5 protein-coding genes are annotated in these 18,777 nt (G+C 67.8%); all 5 read left to right on the top strand.

Annotated elements, in window-relative coordinates:
• The first annotated feature begins 45 nt into the window (after positions 1 to 45).
• Positions 46 to 1,599 (top strand): nitric oxide reductase transcriptional regulator NorR, encoded by a 1,554-nt coding sequence (gene norR, locus CQW31_RS08240; RefSeq protein ID WP_099814275.1) that lies wholly within the window; start codon positions 46 to 48, stop codon positions 1,597 to 1,599.
• Positions 1,600 to 1,761: 162 nt separating this feature from the next.
• Positions 1,762 to 13,782 carry a BapA/Bap/LapF family large adhesin gene (locus CQW31_RS08235; protein ID WP_099814274.1) on the top strand — a complete coding sequence of 4,007 codons (12,021 nt, stop codon included), beginning with the start codon at positions 1,762 to 1,764 and terminating at the stop codon, positions 13,780 to 13,782.
• Between the two features lie 63 nt (positions 13,783 to 13,845).
• Complete coding sequence (locus CQW31_RS08230; protein WP_054887531.1) at positions 13,846 to 15,279, top strand: TolC family outer membrane protein; 1,434 nt, start codon at positions 13,846 to 13,848, stop codon at positions 15,277 to 15,279.
• Entirely contained in the window at positions 15,276 to 17,444 is a 2,169-nt protein-coding gene (locus CQW31_RS08225) for a type I secretion system permease/ATPase (protein ID WP_099814273.1), read from the top strand. Before CQW31_RS08230 ends, CQW31_RS08225 begins: the two co-directional genes overlap by 4 nt.
• Positions 17,441 to 18,625, top strand: coding sequence for an HlyD family type I secretion periplasmic adaptor subunit (locus tag CQW31_RS08220; RefSeq protein ID WP_054887529.1), 1,185 nt, complete (start codon positions 17,441 to 17,443; stop codon positions 18,623 to 18,625). The genes CQW31_RS08225 and CQW31_RS08220 overlap by 4 nt, the downstream gene beginning before the upstream one ends.
• Positions 18,626 to 18,777 lie beyond the last annotated feature (152 nt).

Raw genomic sequence — 18,777 nt, 5'->3', positions numbered from 1 at the left:
ATGACCCGGTGTCACGTATAGTCAAATTGACTTACAGGAGTCCATATGACTACCAAGCCTTTGCTCACCACCTTGCTGCCCCTGGTCAGTGACCTGTCCCGCGACTTGCCCGACCAGGAGCGCTACCGCCGCCTGCTGCAGGCCATGCGCGGGCTGTTGCCCTGCGATGCTGCCGCGCTGTTACGCCTGGACGGCGAGTGGCTGGTGCCACTGGCCGTCGATGGACTGTCGCCCGATACCTTGGGCCGACGCTTCAAGGTCAGCGAGCACCCGCGTTTCCAGATCCTGCTCAGCCGACCGGAACCGACACGCTTTGCCAGCGACTCCGAGTTGCCCGACCCTTACGATGGCCTGGTCAACGCACCCCACGCCGACCTTGAAGTGCACGACTGCATGGGCTGCCCGCTGATGGTCGACGAGCGCCCCTGGGGCCTGGTGACCCTCGACGCGCTCACGCCTGGCCAGTTCCAGAGCCTGGAACTCGATGCCCTGCAGGCGTTCGCCAGCCTGGCCGCCGCCACGGTGACCGTGGCCGAACGCATCGAGCACCTGGCCCTGCGCGCCGAAGATGAGCACCATCGCGCCGAGATCTACCGCCAGGCCAGCGGCCAGGACAAGGAACTGATCGGTCAGAGCCCGGCGCACAAGCGCCTGCTGGAAGAAATCCGACTGGTGGGTGGCAGCGAACTGACCGTGCTGATCACCGGCGAAACCGGTGTGGGCAAGGAACTGGTCGCCATGGCCCTGCACCAGGCCAGCAACCGCGCCGACAAACCCTTGGTGAGCCTCAATTGTGCAGCCCTTCCTGACACGCTGGTGGAAAGCGAACTGTTCGGCCATGTGCGCGGTGCCTTCACCGGCGCCCACGGCGAGCGTCGTGGCAAGTTCGAACTGGCCAACGGCGGGACGCTGTTTCTCGATGAAGTGGGTGAGTTGCCGCTGACCGTGCAAGCCAAGCTGCTCCGCGTGCTGCAAAGCGGCCAACTGCAACGCCTGGGCTCGGACCGTGAACACCGCGTAGACGTACGCCTGATCGCTGCGACCAACCGCGACCTGGCCGCGGAGGTGCGCGCAGGCAACTACCGCGCCGACTTCTACCATCGCCTCAGCGTCTACCCGCTTCAGGTGCCGCCACTGCGTGAGCGCGGGCGCGATGTGCTGCTTCTTGCCGGCTACTTCCTCGAACAGAACCGATCACGCCTGGGTTTGAACAGTCTGCGCCTCAGCAGTGAAGCGCAAGCAGCGTTGCTGGCGTATGACTGGCCGGGCAACGTGCGCGAACTCGAACACCTGATCGGCCGCTCGGCCCTGAAGGCCATGGGCCAACACCCGAAGCGCCCGCGCATTCTCACGCTCGAGGCCAGCGACCTCGACCTGCGCAGCGCCCAGCCGGCCACGGCCGGCACCCTTCCCCACGGCACGCCCACTGCCCTGCCCCTCCCCGTCTGGGGCCTGCGCGAAGCTCTCGACGATTACCAGCGCCAGCTCATCGAGGCCTGCCTGCAACGGCATCAGGACAACTGGGCCGCTGCAGCCCGCGAGCTTGGCCTGGACCGTGCCAACCTGAGTCGCCTGGCCCGTCGGCTGGGGCTTCGCTGAGCCAACACACACTAAAGGACTATCCGCAAAGCCATCTGGTGGCAATCCGCTGGGCTGCTATATCTCCCTAATCGCCGGTTACGCGGCCGCTATTCGGCCAGGTTGTGCCAACCAAGGATCGCGAAGACGGTCCTGCGTACCGAAAACCAGCAGGGAGCACTCATGGACAACATCGTCGTCGCCGACAAGCAATCTGCCGTCGCCACCCAGAATGCCTGGGGCAATATCACCCTCAACAGCCCAGGCGTCGTGCAGATGCCCGTTGCTCCCGACCAGGTGGCGACCGTCACCCGGCGTGGCCAGGACCTGATCGTCACGCTCAAGAACGGAGAAAAGGTCACCATTGGCAACTTCTTCGCCGTGGACCAGGCAGGGGTTGGCAGTGACATGGTGTTCGTCGGCGAAGACGGCACCCTGTGGCACGCCAATTATGACGCGACCGCCTTCAGCGGCTTCACGTTCGATGAAGTTAACTCACTCGACGAACTGGTGGCCGGCATCGGCACCGCCGGTAACGAAACCTCGACCTTTGCGATTGCCGGGCTGAGCTTGCTTGGCGTCGGCGGGGTGGCAGCAGCGGCGAATGGTGGCGGCGGCGGCGGTGGCGGCGGTGGCAGCACGCCGGGCGACACTACGGCACCGGCAACCCCCATCGACCTGCTGGTTTCGCCCGATGGCCTGCGCCTGAGCGGGCGTGGTGAAGCGGGCGCCACGGTGAATGTATTCGATGCTGCCGGCAATCTGATTGGCAGCGGCACGGTGAATGCCGATGGCAGTTTCGATATCGCCCTGAACACCCCGCAGGCCAACGGCGAAAATCTGGCTGTCTCGCAGACCGATGCCGCAGGCAACACCTCGCAGGCTGGTACGGTGACAGCCCCGGACACCACCCCGCCTTCCGCACCGACGCAACTGACGATCGACCCGCAAGGCAATACCGTCACCGGCCGCGCCGAGCCAGGTTCGACCGTTCAGGTACGCGGTGCCGACGGCTCTGTGCTGGGAACTGCCGTGGCCGGCGCCGACGGCCAGTTCAGCGTCACCTTGCAACCGCCGCAGACCGATGGCCAGCCTTTGCAAGTCACGGTCACCGACCCTGCCGGCAATGTGTCCAGCGGCACCACCATCACCGCACCGAACGACGGCGTCGGCAACCCGCCCGATACCACGCCGCCAAATGCCCCCACCGACTTGGCCATCGGCCAGGCCGGCCGCCAGCTCTCAGGCCGCGGTGAACCCGGCACCACCGTGCAAGTGCGCGACGCTGCGGGCAATTTGATCGGCAGCGGCGTGGTCGATGCCGCTGGCAACTTCAACGTCACCCTCAGCCCGGTCCAAGCCAATGGTGAAGTGCTGGAGGTTCGCCTGGTTGATGGCGCTGGCAACGTCTCCACATCGCTGCAGCTAACCGCACCCGACATTACGCCTCCGGCCGTTCCGTCCAGTCTTGCCGTCAGCCCCGACGGTACCGTGCTCACCGGCCGTGCCGAACCTGGCAGCACCGTGCGCGTGCTGGCTGCCGATGGCACCACGGTGCTTGGCAGCGTTGTGGTGGCAAGCGACGGTACGTTCAGCGTGACCCTTGACCCGCCTCAGGTCGATGGTGAACAACTTCAGGTCACCGCCACCGATGCGGCAGGCAACGCCTCCCCGCCAGCCAGCGTCACGGCGCCCGACATCGTCGGTGGTGGCGACACCACACCACCCGCGCCGGCCAGCGATGTGATCATCAGCGCCGACGGGCGCATCGTGTCGGGCCGTGGCGAAGTCGGTGCCACCGTCAACGTGCTGAACGACCAGGGTCAACTGATCGGCACCGGCACTGTGCAGCCCGATGGCAGCTTCACCCTGCAACTGGCCTCGCCAGTGGTCGATGGCTCATCGTTGCAGGTCACCCTTACCGATGCCGCTGGCAACGTTTCGACGCCAAGCCCCCTGACTGCCCCGGACCTGTTGTCGCCAGCGCAACCCAGCGGGCTCGGCCTGGTCAACGGCGTAACCCTGACCGGCAGCGCCGAAGCGGGCGCACGGGTAGAGGTTCGCGATGCCAATGGCAACCTGATCGGCAGCGCCATCGTCCAGCCAGACGGCAGTTTCACCCTCACCCTCGCCCCTGCCCAGGCCAATGGTGAGCACCTGGCCATCACCGTCACCGATGCCGCGGGCAACAGCTCCGCGCCGCTTGATTACGCCGCACCTGACATCACCCCACCGGCAATCATCAGTAACGTGATCGTGGGTGCCGGCAGCCTGGTCATCAGTGGCCGCGGCGAACCGGGCGCCACGGTGGAAGTGCGTGATGCCAACGGCGCCGTGATCGGCAGCGGTGTCGTCGCGGCCAACGGCACCTTCCTGGTCGACCTCAACGGCCCGGTCAGTGCCAATGACAGCATCGTGCTGGTGCAGACCGACGCCGCCGGCAACCCTTCGGTCGCGCTCAACGTTATCGTCCCCGCCACTGCAGTGCCGGAGAGCCCTGCCGGGCTGGTACTGGCCGCCGACGGCTCGTCGATCAGCGGCACCGCCCCGGTGGGCAGCCTGGTGGAAGTGCGCGATGCCAATGGCGCGGTGATCGGCAGCGTTCAGGTGGGTAACGATGGCACCTTCACCATCCCCCTCGCCCCGGCCCAAGCCAATGGCGAACTGCTCGACGTGGTGGCCATCGACGCTGACGGCAACAGTTCGTTGCCGAGCCAGATCAACGCCCCGGACATCACCCCGCCCAACCAGGCCAGTGACCTGAACCTGGCGGCCGACGGCATCACCCTCACCGGCCGCGGCGAGGTCGGCGCCACCGTGCAGGTCACCAATGCCCAGGGTACGGTGCTGGGCACCTCAACAGTCGGAGCCAACGGTTACTTCACCGTCACCCTGTCGCCCGCCCAGGTCAACGGCCAGGAGCTCGACGTGGTGCTGCGCGACGCCGCCGGCAACAGCTCCACCGTCTCCCTCACCGCGCCCGACCTGGATGGCCCGCTGCAACCCTCGGCGCTGGCCGTCGACGTCACCGGCCTGCATCTCACCGGTGCCGGCCAAGCGGGTTCGATCGTCACCGTGCGCGCCGCCGACGGTAGCGTGCTGGGCACGGCGGTCGTCGCCGCCAACGGGCAATTCGACGTCACCCTAAACGCACCCCAGCGCAATGGTGAACAACTGAGCGTCGAAGCCACCGACACGCAGGGCAATAGCGCCGGCCCGGTCAGCTTCACCGCTCCCGACACCACGCCACCGCAAGCCGTGAGCAACCCCAGCATCGACGGCACCGGCAGCAGCGTCTCCGGCACTGGCGAGCCCGGCGCCACCGTTACCGTACGCGGCCCGAACGGCACTGTACTGGGCACTGCCCTGGTCAACGGCGACGGCAGTTTCCAGGTTACCCTGAGCCCCACCCAGACCAATGGCCAGGCCCTGACCGTCGAGCAACGCGACCCGACCGGCAACGTCTCGGCCGCCGTCGACCTGACGGCGCCGGACAGCCAGGCGCCGGCCATCACCACAGGCCTTGCGCTGTCGACCGACGGCACGGTGCTCACCGGCAGCGGCGAACCCGGCGCCCAGGTACGGGTGACCGGCGCTGGCGGCGCAGTGCTGGGCACCGCTACGGTCGAAGCCGACGGCAGCTTCCGTGTGGCCATCGACCCACCCCAACTCAATGGCCAGGTGCTGACGGTGATCCAGACCGATGGCGCTGGCAACCCCTCCCCCGCCGACACCTTGACCGCCAGTGACCGCGAAGCGCCTCTGCCCGCCCAAGGCCTCGGCCTCAGCGCCGATGGCATCACCCTCACTGGTCAGGGCGAAGCGGGCGCCACCGTAGAAGTCCGCGACGCCGGTGGGCAGGTGCTCGGTAGCGGCGTGGTCGACAACGACGGTACCTTCAGCGTTACCCTGACACCTGCGCAAACCAGCGGTGAAACCGTGTCGGTGGTGCTCATCGACGCCGCTGGCAACGCCTCGCCGTCGGCGCCGCTCACCGCCGACGACAGCAGCGCCCCCGCAGCCCCGGGCGGGCTGCTGGTCAGCGCCGACGGCAGCCTTGTTCAAGGCACCGGTGAGCCCGGCGCCACCGTTGAAGTGCGCAACACCGCCGGGCAGTTATTGGGCAGCGTGGTGGTATCCGCCAATGGCAGCTTCAGCGTTGCACTGAGCCCATTGCAGCTGGACGGCCAGACCCTCAACGTTACCCAGACCGACCCACAAGGCCATGCCTCCAGCGCCGCACAAGCGACTGCGCCAGACCTCACCCCGCCCGCACAACCCACGGACCTGGCGATCAGCGCCGATGGCCTGGCCCTGACCGGCAATGCGCCCGGCGCGGCTTCGGTCACCGTGATCAGCCCGACCGGCGTCGAAACCACAGTACTGGTCGACGCCGACGGCAGCTTCAGCGTGCCGTTGTTCCCGGCCTTGATCAACGGCGAGACGGTGACCGTGGTGGTCGCCGATGTCGCCGGCAACAGCACGGAGCCGACCAGCGTCACGGCCGCCGACACCTCACCACCGGCTCCCGCCACCGATATCGCGGTCAGCCCGGATGGCAGCATCATCAGCGGCACCGCCGAACCCGGTACCACGGTCATCGTGCGCAACGGCAGCACCGAATTGGGCACCGCCACGGTCAACCCGGATGGCACCTTCCAGGTTCAGGTCAATCCACCGCTGGTTGCCGGCGACAGCGTGCAACTCGTGGTCCACGACGCCGGCAACAATGAAACCTCGATCACCGTCAACGGACCGGACGGCAGCGAAGTCGCAGCGCCCACCAACCTGGCCATCAGCGCCGATGGCTTCCTGCTCACCGGCCAGGGCACGGTCGGCTCGCTGATCACCGTCACCTCCGCCGGCACCACCCTGGGCACCGGCACGGTAGGCAGCGACGGCATCTTCCGCATCTTCTTCGCCAATGCCCAGCTCAATGCCCAGACCCTGCATGTCAGCGCCCGCGCATCGGCCAGCGGCGCCCCATCGTTGCCGGCGACCATCGTCGCAGCCGACACCACCCCGCCCGATGCGCCGACCCAGGTCGCCATCAACCGCAGCGGCACAACCTTGACCGGCCATGGTGAAGTCGGCGCGAGCGTGAGCGTGACCGACGCCAGCGGCACCGTGGTCGGCACCGGCACCGTCGGCAGCAATGGCCTGTTCTATATCAACCTGGTGCCGGCGCAGGTGAACGCGCAAAACCTCACCATCACCCAGGCCGACGCTGCGGGCAACGTGTCGCTAGCCGCCACACAGCAGGCACCTGACCTGCAAGCCCCGGACGTCGCCACCGGCCTCAGCCTGAACAGCGCCGCTACCGTGGTCAGCGGCCAGGGCGAAGCCGGTGCACTGGTGACCGTGCGCGACGCCAGCGGCGCCGTGCTCGCCACCGGTACGGTGAACCAGAGCGGCCAGTTCCAGATCACCCTGCCCAGCGCACAGACCACCGGCAGCGCACTGCAGGTCACCCTCAGCGATGCCGCTGGCAACGTGTCCGGCCCGGCCAGCCTGGCGACCCCTGACCGCACGCCACCGGCGGCCGTTACCAACGCAACGCTCAGCAACGATGGCCGGCAGCTTTCCGGCAGCGGTGAAGTAGGCGCCACGGTACAGGTACGCGATGCCAGCGGTGCCGTGCTTGGCACTGCCATCGTGGGCGCCGACGGGCGCTTCACCGTTAACTTCGCCACCTCGCAGGCCACTGGCCAGGCACTCGGCGTGACCCAGCTGGATGCTGCGGGCAACACTTCGCCAGCGGTCACTGTCGTCACTACCGACCTGAGCGCCCCGGCAGCGTTGACCAACGTGGTGCTCAACAACAACGGCCTGACCCTCACCGGCCTGGGTGAAGCCGGCGCCTCGGTGACCGTGCGTGGCCCGGACGGCACCATCATCGGCACCGGTGTGGTGGCCGCCAACGGCAGCTTCACCCTCACCCTCACCAGCGCGCAGCTCAACGCCGAGCGCCTGAGCGTGACCCAGACCGACGCTGGCAACAACAGCTCTGCCGCCGTGACGGTGACAGCCCCCGACCATACTCCGCCTGCGGCGCCCACCGCCCTGGCCTTGGCTGGCAGCGGCCTGCAACTGAGCGGCAGTGCCGAATCCGGCAGCACGGTCACCGTGCGCGATGCGGCGGGCAATGTGCTGGGCACCACGGTGGCCGCCGCCAACGGCACCTTCCAGGTCACCCTGAGCAGCCCGCAGACCAACGGTCAGGCCCTCCAGGTGACCGCTACCGATGCCGCCGGCAACGTCTCGCCCGTGGCCGCCTACACCGCAGCCGACACAACGCCTCCAGCCGCTGTCGCCCATTTGGCCGTCTCGGCCGATGGTGCCACCCTGACCGGCACCGGCGAGGCCGGCGCCACGGTCACCGTGCGCGCACCGGACGGCACTGCGCTGGGCACGGCCCAGGTCGGCAGCGACGGCCGCTTCTCGGTCACCCTCGCCCCGGCGGCAACGGTGGGTGAGAACCTCGCGGTGGTGCAGGTTGACGCCGCCAACAACACCTCGCCGGTACAAAACGTCACGGCGCCGGGCGACACCGCACCCGATGTTCCCGGCAGCCTGGTGCTCTCCGCGGACGGCCTGGTGGTCACCGGTATCGCCACACCGGGCAGCACGGTCAGCGTGGTGGGCCCCAACGGTGTGCTGCTGGGCAGCGCCCCGGTCAACAACGACGGCACCTTCAGCGTCACCCTCGGCAGCGCCCAGGCCAACGGCGAGATCCTCCAGGTCAGCGCTACCGGCACGGCCGGCAGCACGTCGCTGCCGGCCGAGTTGCAGGCGCCGGACACCACTGCGCCGCAACCGCTGAGCAACCTGGCGCTGTCCAACAACGGCCTGGTGCTCACTGGCCACGGTGAGCCAGGTGCCACCGTGACCGTGCTCGGTATCGGCGGGGTCGGCCTGGGCACTGCCGTAGTGGGCGCCGACGGCAACTTCAGCGTCAACCTCTCCGCCGCCCAGCTCAACGGCGAACAACTCAGCGCCGCGCAGACTGACGTTGCCGGCAACGAGTCCAACAGCGTCAGCCTCACCGCACCGGACATCACTGCGCCGGCGGCGCCGGCCAATCTGGCATTCGCCAGTGGCGGCAGCCTGCTCAATGGTACCGGTGAAGCCAATACCGCAGTGAAAGTCATCGCGGCCGACGGCACTGTGCTGGGCACCGCCACGGTGATGAGCAACGGCAGCTTCCAGGTCACCCTCAACCCGCCGCAGGCCAACGGCCAGGCCGTGCAGGTGGTGCTGACCGACGCCGCCGGCAACCAGTCCAGCGCCAGCCCCATCACCGCACCCGATAGCACACCGCCGACTGCGCCCAGCGAACTGGCCATCTCCAGCGACGGCGTGACCATCACCGGGCGTGGCGAAGCCGGGGCCACGGTGATCGTGACCAACCCGGCCGGCCAGCAGATCGGCACGGCCCTGGTCGACGCCAGCGGCCATTTCACCCTGACCCTCAACCCGGCCCTGGGCAACGCCGAGGTGCTCAGCTTCACCCAGACCGACGGCGCCGGTAACCTGTCGCCGGTCGCCACCTTGCAGACCCCGGACTTCACGCCGCCAGACGTGCTGACCAATGTGGTCATCAATGCCGACGGCAGCGTGGTCATTGGCCGCGGTGAGCCTGGCGCGACGGTCACCGTGAACAACGCAGCCGGCGTGCTGCTCGGCACTACCACGGTGCTCGCCGACGGCAGCTTCCGGGTCGAACTCAGCCCTGCACAGATCAACCAGCAGGTGCTGTCGGTACAGCAGGCCGACCCACCCGGCAACATCAGCGAGCCAGTCACGATCAACGCCCCGGACCTGACGCCGCCAGCCGCGGCGCTCGACCTGCGGCTCAACGCCGCTGGCGACCAGCTCGGCGGTACCGGTGAAGCGGGCAGCACCGTGCGTGTCTATGCCGGCACCACCGAAATCGGCACTGCCACGGTCGGGCCCAACGGCACCTTCGTGGTCAACCTCAGCACGCCCCAGCTCAACGGCCAGACCCTGCAGGTCACCCTGGCAGACGCCAGCGGCAACGTCTCACCGATCAGCACCGTGATTGCGCTCGATAGCACGCCCCCGGCCACCGTGGTGGCGAGCCTCAACGGCAGCGGCACCCAGCTGGTCGGTACCGGTGAGGCCGGGGCACGGGTCAGCGTGATGGACGGCCAGGGCAATATGCTCGGCCAGGGCACCATCGACCCCGACGGCACCTTCGTGCTCAACCTGACGTCAGCGCAAATCAACGGCCAGGTGCTCAGCGTCATTGCCCAGGATGCCACCGGCAATCCTTCCGCACCGCTGCAACTGACCGCACCTGACCTGACCCCACCAGCTCAGCCCGCCAACCTCACCCTGACCGGCAACGGTACGTTGCTCAGCGGCACCGCAGAGGTGGGCAGCGTCATCAGCGTGCGCGATCCGTCCGGCACGGTGGTCGGTACCGTCACCGTGCCGGTTGGCGGCAACTTCACCGTGACCCTGAATTCGGCGCAGAACAACGGCCAGCTGCTGACGGTGATCGCCACTGACAGCGCCGGCAACACGTCGACGCCCGCCCAGTACCAGACCGCCGACACCTCACCGCCTGCGGTCGTGACCAACCTCGCCATCAGCAACAACTACGACATCCTCACCGGGCGTGGCGAAGCCGGCGCCCGCGTGAGCGTCAGCTTTGGTGGCGTGGTCATTGGTACCGGCCTGGTCGACGCCGGCGGCAACTTCTCGATCAACCTGCAACCGGCCCCGGGTTCGGTAGCGTCCCTGGCCGTCACCCAGACCGACGCAGCCAACAACACCTCGGCCGTGGCGACCTTTGTGACCCCGCTGGTGCCGCCACCGGAGCCACCCGTCAGCGCGACACTGGCCGCCGACGGCCTGACCCTCACCGGGACGGCCGCCACCGGCACCTCGATCCGTGTCTACGACGCCGCCGGCAACCTCATCGGCAGCGGTCTGGCCAACATCGGCAACGGTGGTTTCTCCATCACCCTGAGCGCCGCCCAGCTCAACGGGCAGCATTTGTCGGTGACGTCGGTATCGCTGCTGGGGGGTGAGTCGCAACCGGTGTTCGTCACCGCGGCCGACATCACCGCGCCGGCCAACCCGGTGGTCAGCGCGCTGTCGGCCAACGGCCTGGTGCTGACCGGTACCGGTGAAGCCGGCGCCACGGTGACGGTGCGCGATGCTGCCGGCAACGTGCTCGGCAGTGGCCTGGTCAACGGCGCGGGAGCGTTCAGCATCAACCTCAGCAGCGCCCAGCTCAACGGCCAGGTACTGAGCCTGACCCAGGCAGACGCCGCGCTGAACGTCTCCGGCGCTACCAGCTACACCGCGCCGGATACACAGGCGCCGCTGGCACCCACCAACCTGGCGATCAATGGCGCAGGTACCGTGCTCACCGGTAACGGCGAGCCGGGCGCGACCGTCACCGTGCAAGGCCCCAGTGGCACCGTCGGTACCGCCATCGTGCAGGGCGATGGCACCTTCAGCGTCACCCTGACCAGCACCCAGAACAACGGCCAGGCCTTGGTCGTGCGGCAGACGGACGCCGGCAACAACGTATCCGGCAGCGCCGCCATCACCGCGCCCGACACCACTGCGCCGACCGCTCCAGTGGCGGCCATCAACGCCAACGGCACCTCGGTCAGCGGCTCCGGCGAAATCGGCAGCACAGTGACGGTTCGCAACAGCGCCGGTACCGTGCTCGGCACCGCCACGGTGGGCAGCAACGGCCTGTACGTGGTCAGCCTGAACACGGCGCAGGTCAACTTCCAGGCGCTCACCGTCACCCTCACCGATGCTGCGGGCAACACCTCCACCGCCACAGCGCTGACCGCCCCGGACCTGACCCCACCGGCCAACGCCAGCAACCTGGTGATCAGTGCCGACGGCACCACCCTCACCGGTACCGGCGAGGTCGGCGCCACGGTCACTGTACGCAGCGCCAGCGGCACCGTGCTGCAAACCGCGACAGTGCAACCCAACGGCACCTTCACCGTCACCCTGAGCCCGGCCCAGGACAACGGCCAGGTGCTGTCGGTGACCTTGACCGACCCGCGCAGCAACGTCTCCGGCAACGTCAACATCACCGCGCCCGACGTTGATGCCAACGCCCCGGTCATCGCCAGCAACAACCTGGCCACCGCCACCGTCAACCTGGCACCGGTCACCGCCACCACCACCTACACCGACAGCTTCACCACCCTGTTGTCGGGCTTCAGCAAGACCTACACCTGGACGGTGGCACCTGGCACCACGGTCGACCCGACCCTGACGCTGACCACCAACAGCGTGCTGGCGCTGCTCAACAACTCCACCTTCACCCTGCAGGTGAAGGACGCCAGCGGCGCCTGGGTGACCATCGCCACCGGCAACACCCAGGGGCTGCTCGACCTGATCGTGCTGCCGCTGGGGCTGCAGGTCGACATCGGCAAGCTGCAGGCCGGCGACTACCGGCTGACCGTGGCCAGCGGCGGCATCGGCCTGGTGACCCAGGTCACCACCAGCCTGGACATCGACGCCACCAGCCTGACCCAGTTCACCGGCACCGGCACCGCCACCTCGGGCAACGTCATCACCGACCCGGGCACCAATGGCGCGGTCGACTCCCTCGGCCCGGACAGCGGCGCCGTGCTGAAGATCCTGGTCAACGGCAGCTACGTGACCGCCGCCAGTGGCGCAGGCACCACGGTGCAGGGCCAGTACGGCACCTTGGTGATCCATGCCGACGGCAGCTACACCTACACCCCCAACGGCAGCCCGGCGAGCGTCGGCAAGGTGGACGTGTTCAGCTACGAGCTGGTGCACCCGAACGGGCTGACCTCCGCGGCCAACCTCTACGTGCGCATCGACAGCCCGCAGGCCACGGAAACCTGGAACGACAGCAACCTCAGCGCGCCGGCCACGGTGGTGGATGCGGTCAATGACGTCGACAGCAGCAACATCACGCTGGCCAACCGGGTTGACAGCAGCAGCGCCACCCTTGGCTCGCTGACCCTGCCGCTGATCGGCTCGCGCTCGGCCACCTACACCACAACGGTGGCCGCCGACACCACGGCCAACCTGCAAGTGGTGGTCAACTCCGCCAACCTGTTGAGCCTGCTCAACGGCACCACCATCCAACTGCTCAAGCTCAACACCACCACCGGCCAGTATGTGGTGGTGCAGACGGTTGGCGGCAGTTCGCTGGTCAGCCTGCTTGGCGGCGGCGCAGGCTATACCTTCCAGAACCAGGGCGCCGGTACCTACCATATCGTGGTCAGTGCCGGCGGCATCGGCCTGGCCAGTTCGATCACCACCAGCCTCAATACCACCACCACGCACCTCACCGAGTTCGTGGTCAGCAGCGCCACGGTGGCCAGCGGCAACCTGATCACCGACCCGGCCGGTACCGACAACCTGGGTTCGGCATTGACCGTGCTGAGCGTACTGACGGCCGCCGGCACCTATGCCATTCCCGGCTACAACGGCGTCAGCGTCGCCGGTACCTACGGCACGCTGCTGGTACATGCAGACGGCAGCTACACCTACACCCTCACCAGCGGGCTGACCTCGGCAGTGATCGGCCAGCACGACACCTTCACCTATGAACTGACCCACCCTAACGGCACCACCGATACCGCCACGCTGACCGTCAACCTGGACAACGCCGCCAGCGTCACCACCTTCTCGGCACTGGTGGCCGACACCAGCGACGGCAGCGGCGCGGTGGCCAGCGTTGCGGCCGCTGCATCCAGTGAAGTGCTCGCTGGCACCGATGGCAACGACCACCTGGTCGGCAGCCAGGGCGGGCACATCAGCCTGGAAGGCGGCGCAGGCAACGACACCCTCGAAGTGGTCGACCAGAACTTCGCCAGCGTCGATGGCGGCAGCGGTACCGACACCCTGCTGTGGGGCGGCGGCGACGCCAGCATCGACCTCGGCAACCTGGCCAGCCGTATCCACAACATCGAGGTGATCGACCTCAACGACACCAGTGCAGTGGCGCTGACCCTCAACCTGGCGGACGTGGTGGCAATCACCGAAGCCGGCAACAACACGCTGATCATCAAGGGGGATGACAAGGATTCGGTGCACATGACGGACAACTGGACCCTGGTCGGGAACCAGACCGCCGACGGCATCGACTATAACCAATACACGGCCCAGGAAGATCCGAGCCATCACCTGTGGGTGCAGAACAGCATCCATGTCGTTTGAGGCCGCTGCAATCCGCCGGGCACATCGCCCGGCGGCAAGGACGAACAGCAGTAAGGGAATTTCGTGAAGCGACGCAGTCCGCTGTCACCGCTGTGGCTGGGGGCCTTCGGGCTCCTGGCGTTGAACCTGAATCCGGTTGCCCGGGCAGCCGACGACATAGACCCCAGACTGCGCACCATCGGGCCGTCACTGATGCGCGATGCGCCCGATGCCATCCCCGCCCGCCCGCCTTCCGGCCAGGCCGCCAGCAACGGCGACCGCCTGGGGCTGGCCGAGGCCGTGCTGACCGCGGCGCAGTGGCACCCGAGCATCGCCGAAGCGGTCGGTAACCTGTACAAGCAGGGCGAAGGCATCAACGTCGCCCGTGCCGGTTACTACCCGCAAATCTCCGGTGGCCTGCGCACCGGCTATGACACTGGCTACGGCGGCGACCGCAACAGCCAGGCATTGAACCTGTCGTTGAAGCAGATGCTTTATGACTTCGGCAAGGTCGACAATGCCGTCAGCGCCGCCCAGGCTGCCGCCACCCGGGCCCAGGCCAATATCCTGCTGGTGGTCGACGACCTCGCCCGCGACACCGCCTACGCCTGGATCGAAACCCGCCGCTACGAACAATTGATGGCCATCGCCCGTGACCAGATCCGCGGCGTCGGCGACATTGCCGGCATGGCCCGCCAGCGCAGCGACATGGGCGCCAGCACCCGCTCCGATGTGGTCCAGGCCGAGTCGCGGGTCGAGGGCGCCCGCGCCACCCTCGAGGAATACCAGTCGCAGTACGAACGCTGGCGTTCGACCCTGGCCGAACTGCTCGGCCGCGTAGCACCACCGGCCCTGGCCGAGCAAACGCCACCGGAGCTGAACCAGGCGTGCAAGCGTTCTTCAGGCAGTAGTGATCGGCTGCCAGCCGTACTGATGGCCCTGGCCTTGCGCGCCCAGTCCCAGGCCGAACTGGCCCAGGCCAAGGCCGAAGCCTACCCCACGCTGTCGCTGCAACCGCAGGTCAACCACTACCTGGACAACGACTACAACCGCGACAACCGAAGCCTCGACCGCACCCAGGCGGGCATCTACCTGAACGTCGAGGTGCCCATCTACCAGGGGGGCGCGATCAGCGCCCGCAGCCGCGCCGCCGGCCATGCCCTGAGCGCCGCCGACTCCGCCGAAGACGCGGCGCGCCTGCAGGCCCGCCGCGGCCTGGCCGAGGCCATGGCGCAGACCTCTGGCCTGAGCCGGCGCCTGACTTCGCTGGAGGCCCGCCAGGCCAGCATCCAGGAAGCCCGCGAACTGTATGGCAGGCAGTACCTGGACCTGGGCACCCGCCCCCTGCTCGACCTGCTCAACGCCGAGCAGGAGATCTACCAGTCACGCTTCGAACTCGCCGGCACCCGCTCCGACCTGCTGCGCCTGGATGTCGACTGCCTGTACAACTCCGGCGCCCTGCGTACCGCCTTCGGGCTGGAAGGGCGCAACCTGCAAGGGGTGGAAATCGAGCCATGAACGACACCGTCAAGCTGACCCAGGCCGGTCAGGCGCAGAATCCGCAAGCGGCTGCGCCGCATCGCCCTGATCTCGGCCCGTGGCTGGAAGTGATGCTGCAGGTTGCTCATCACTATCGCCTGGACGTCTCGCCCCAGCGCATCCGCCTGGCGGCGGCCGAGGATGCGCGCCCGCTGGATGAAATTCTCCGGCACATGGCGCGCCAGGCCGGGCTGACCTTGCGCTTCGTGCGCTACGACGCCAGGGCCCTGCGCCAGTGGCGCACGCCGCTGGTGCTGGAGCTGGACGATGGCCAGTTGGCCACGGTCGAGGCAGTGACCGAGGAAAACGAGCTGGCGGTGGTGTTCGCCGGCGACCAGCGCCTGACTTCGCGCCTGCCCCGGGAAGCGCTCGACGGGCGCATCAACCGCGTGGCCTTGATGCGCCCGGCACGGCCGCTGCGCGATGTGCGCACCGACGACTACACCGCGCCCTACGATCGGCACTGGTTCACCCGCATCGTGCTGCGCGACCTGCGCCCGTACGGCCAGGTGATGGTCGCCTCGTTGGTGGCCAACGTGCTGGCCCTGGCCGGCGTGCTGTTTTCGATGCAAGTGTACGACCGGGTGATCCCCGCCGAGTCCCTGCCAACCCTGTACGTGCTGTTCGGCGGCGTAGTGCTGGCGCTGGTGTTCGACTTCAGCATGCGCCTGCTGCGGCTGAAGGTCACCGACCTGCTGGGCAAGCGTGCCGACCTGCGGGTATCCGACCTGGTCTACGGCCATGCGCTGCGCCTGCGCAATTCGGCACGGCCGAAATCCACCGGCTCGTTCATCTCGCAGCTGCGCGAGCTGGAGTCGATCCGTGACCTGATCACCTCGAGCACCGCCACCGCGTTGGCCGACCTGCCGTTCTTCCTGCTGTTCCTGCTGGTGTTCTGGCTGATCGGCGGAGTGCTGGTGTTCATCCCGCTGGTGGCGCTGCTGGCCATGGTCATCCCGGGGCTGCTGGCGCAGCGGCGCCTGGCGGCACTGGCCAATGCTTCGATGCGCGAGTCGTCGCTGCGCAACGCCATGCTGGTGGAAAGCATCCAGGGCCTGGACGAAATCAAGGCGCTACAGGCCGAGGCGCGCTTCGAGCGCCAGTGGAACCAGTACAACGCCGCCTGCGCGCACACCAGCCTGCACCTGCGCACCCTGACCAACGGCCTGGTCACCTGGACCCAGAACGTCCAGGGCGCGGTGTTTGCCGTGGTCATCGTGATCGGTGCGCCGATGGTGATCGCCGGCGACCTCACCACCGGTAGCCTGGTGGCCGCCTCGATGCTGTCGTCACGGATGATGGCGCCGCTGGCGCAGCTGACCCATGTGCTGACCCGCTGGCAACAGGCCAAGGTGGCCTTGCAGGGCCTGGACAAGCTGATGCAGTCGCCGGTCGACCATCCGGAAGGCGAGGCTCGCGTGCACCTGCCGGCGATCCGTGGCGAATATGTGCTGCGCCAGGCCACCTTCCGCTACAGCCCGGAAGCACCACCGGTTCTGAGCATCGGCCAGCTCGACATCCAGCCTGGCGAACGCATCGCCGTGCTCGGGCGCAACGGCGCCGGCAAATCGACCCTGTTGCAGGCGCTGGGCGGCGCCATGGACCTGAGCCAGGGCGAAGTCAGCCTCGATGGCATCGCCATGGCGCACCTCGACCCGGCCGACCTGCGCCGTGACGTCGGCCTGCTGGCCCAGTATGCCCGGCTGTTCCACGGCACCCTGCGGGAAAACCTCACCCTCGGCGCCGGCCAGGCCAGCGACCAGGAGTTGGTCGCCGCGCTGGCGGCCACCGGTGCGCTGGAGTTCGTCCGCCACCTGCCCAAGGGCCTCGACCACCTGATCCTCGAAGGCGGCCAAGGCCTGTCCGGAGGGCAGCGCCAAGCCCTGGTGCTGGCGCGCTTGCTGGTTCGCCAACCGCAGGTACTGCTGCTCGACGAGCCCACCGCTTCGCTCGACGACGTCACCGAACGCAAGTTGCTGGATAACCTCGACCGCTTCTGCCAGGGCCGCACCCTGGTGATCGCCACCCATCGCCTCAGCGTGCTGCAGCGTGTGGAGCGCATCATCGTGCTCGACGGCGGGCGCATCGTCATCGACGACAAACGCGACGCCGCCCTGGCCAAGCTACAAGGAGCGCAGGCATGAGCAACCACCCACTCCCCGCCTCGTACCTGGACGGCCAAGACGACCAGGCGGTGCTGCGCGCCGGGCGTATCATCACAATCTGCGCACTTATGCTCGCTGCGTTCCTGGCCTGGGCGGCCTGGTTCGAGGTGACCGAAGTGTCCACTGGCACCGGCAAGGTTATCCCCAGTTCACGCGAACAGGTGATCCAGTCGTTCGAAGGCGGCATCGTCGCCGAGATGAACGTGGCCGAAGGCGACCTGGTGGAACGCGGCCAGGTGCTCGCCCAGCTCGACCCGACCAAGACCGCCTCCAGTGTTGGCGAAAGCGAAGCCAAGTACCGTGCCGCCAAGGCCAGCGTGGCGCGCTTGCGTGCCGAGGTCACCGGCAAGCCACTGAGCTTCCCGGAAAGCCTGCGCGATTCGCCCGACCTGATCGACGCCGAGACGGCGCTGTACGAAACCCGCCGCCGTGGCCTGGAGCAGACCCTGGCCGGCATCGAAGATTCGCTGCGGTTGGTGCGCGCGGAGCTGAAGATCACCGAGAACCTGGCCAAGATGGGCGCCTCCAGCCGGGTCGAGGTGATCCGCCTGAACCGCCAGCGCTCGGAACTGGAACTCAAGGCCAACGAGGCCCGCTCCGAGTACCTGGTGCGCGCCCGCGAGGAGCTGGCCAAGGCCAGTGCCGAGGCCGACAGCCTGTCGGAAGTGATCCGCGGGCGCAGCGATTCGCTGACGCGCCTGACCTTGCGTTCGCCGGTGCGCGGCATCGTCAAGGATATCGAGGTCAACACCCTGGGCGGCGTGGTACAACCTGGCGGGCAGGTGATGAAGATCGTGCCGATGGATGAGCGCTTGCTGATCGAAACCCGCATCGCGCCACGGGACATCGCCTTCATCCACCCCGACCAGGCGGCCAAGGTCAAGATCAGTGCCTACGACTACTCGGTGTATGGCGGGCTGGACGGCAAGGTCGTGGGGATATCGCCGGATACCCTGCAGGACGAGGTGAAACCGGAAATCTATTACTACCGGGTATTCATCCGCACCGAACAGGACAGCCTGACCAACAAGGCCGGCAAGCACTTCGCGATCGTGCCGGGGATGATCGCCACGGTGGATATCCGCACTGGCGAGAAGACCATCCTCGATTACCTGATCAAACCGCTGAACCGCGCCCGCGAAGCCCTGCGCGAACGCTGACCTCAACAGCAGCAAAGCCCCCTGTGGGAGCGGACAAGCCCGCGAACACCGGCGCAGCCGGTGCCATGCACCGCGGTGCCTGCTTCGCGGGCGCGCCCGCTCCCACAGGATCCTGCAGCCTTGGCAATTGGGCACTAAAGAGCCGCGAGATC

Source organism: Pseudomonas sp. 382 (assembly GCF_002759075.1).
GTDB classification, from domain to species: Bacteria; Pseudomonadota; Gammaproteobacteria; order Pseudomonadales; family Pseudomonadaceae; genus Aquipseudomonas; species Aquipseudomonas vlassakiae.
Note: the sequence above shows the minus strand (reverse complement) of the source record. Positions and strands in the feature narration are given on the sequence as shown.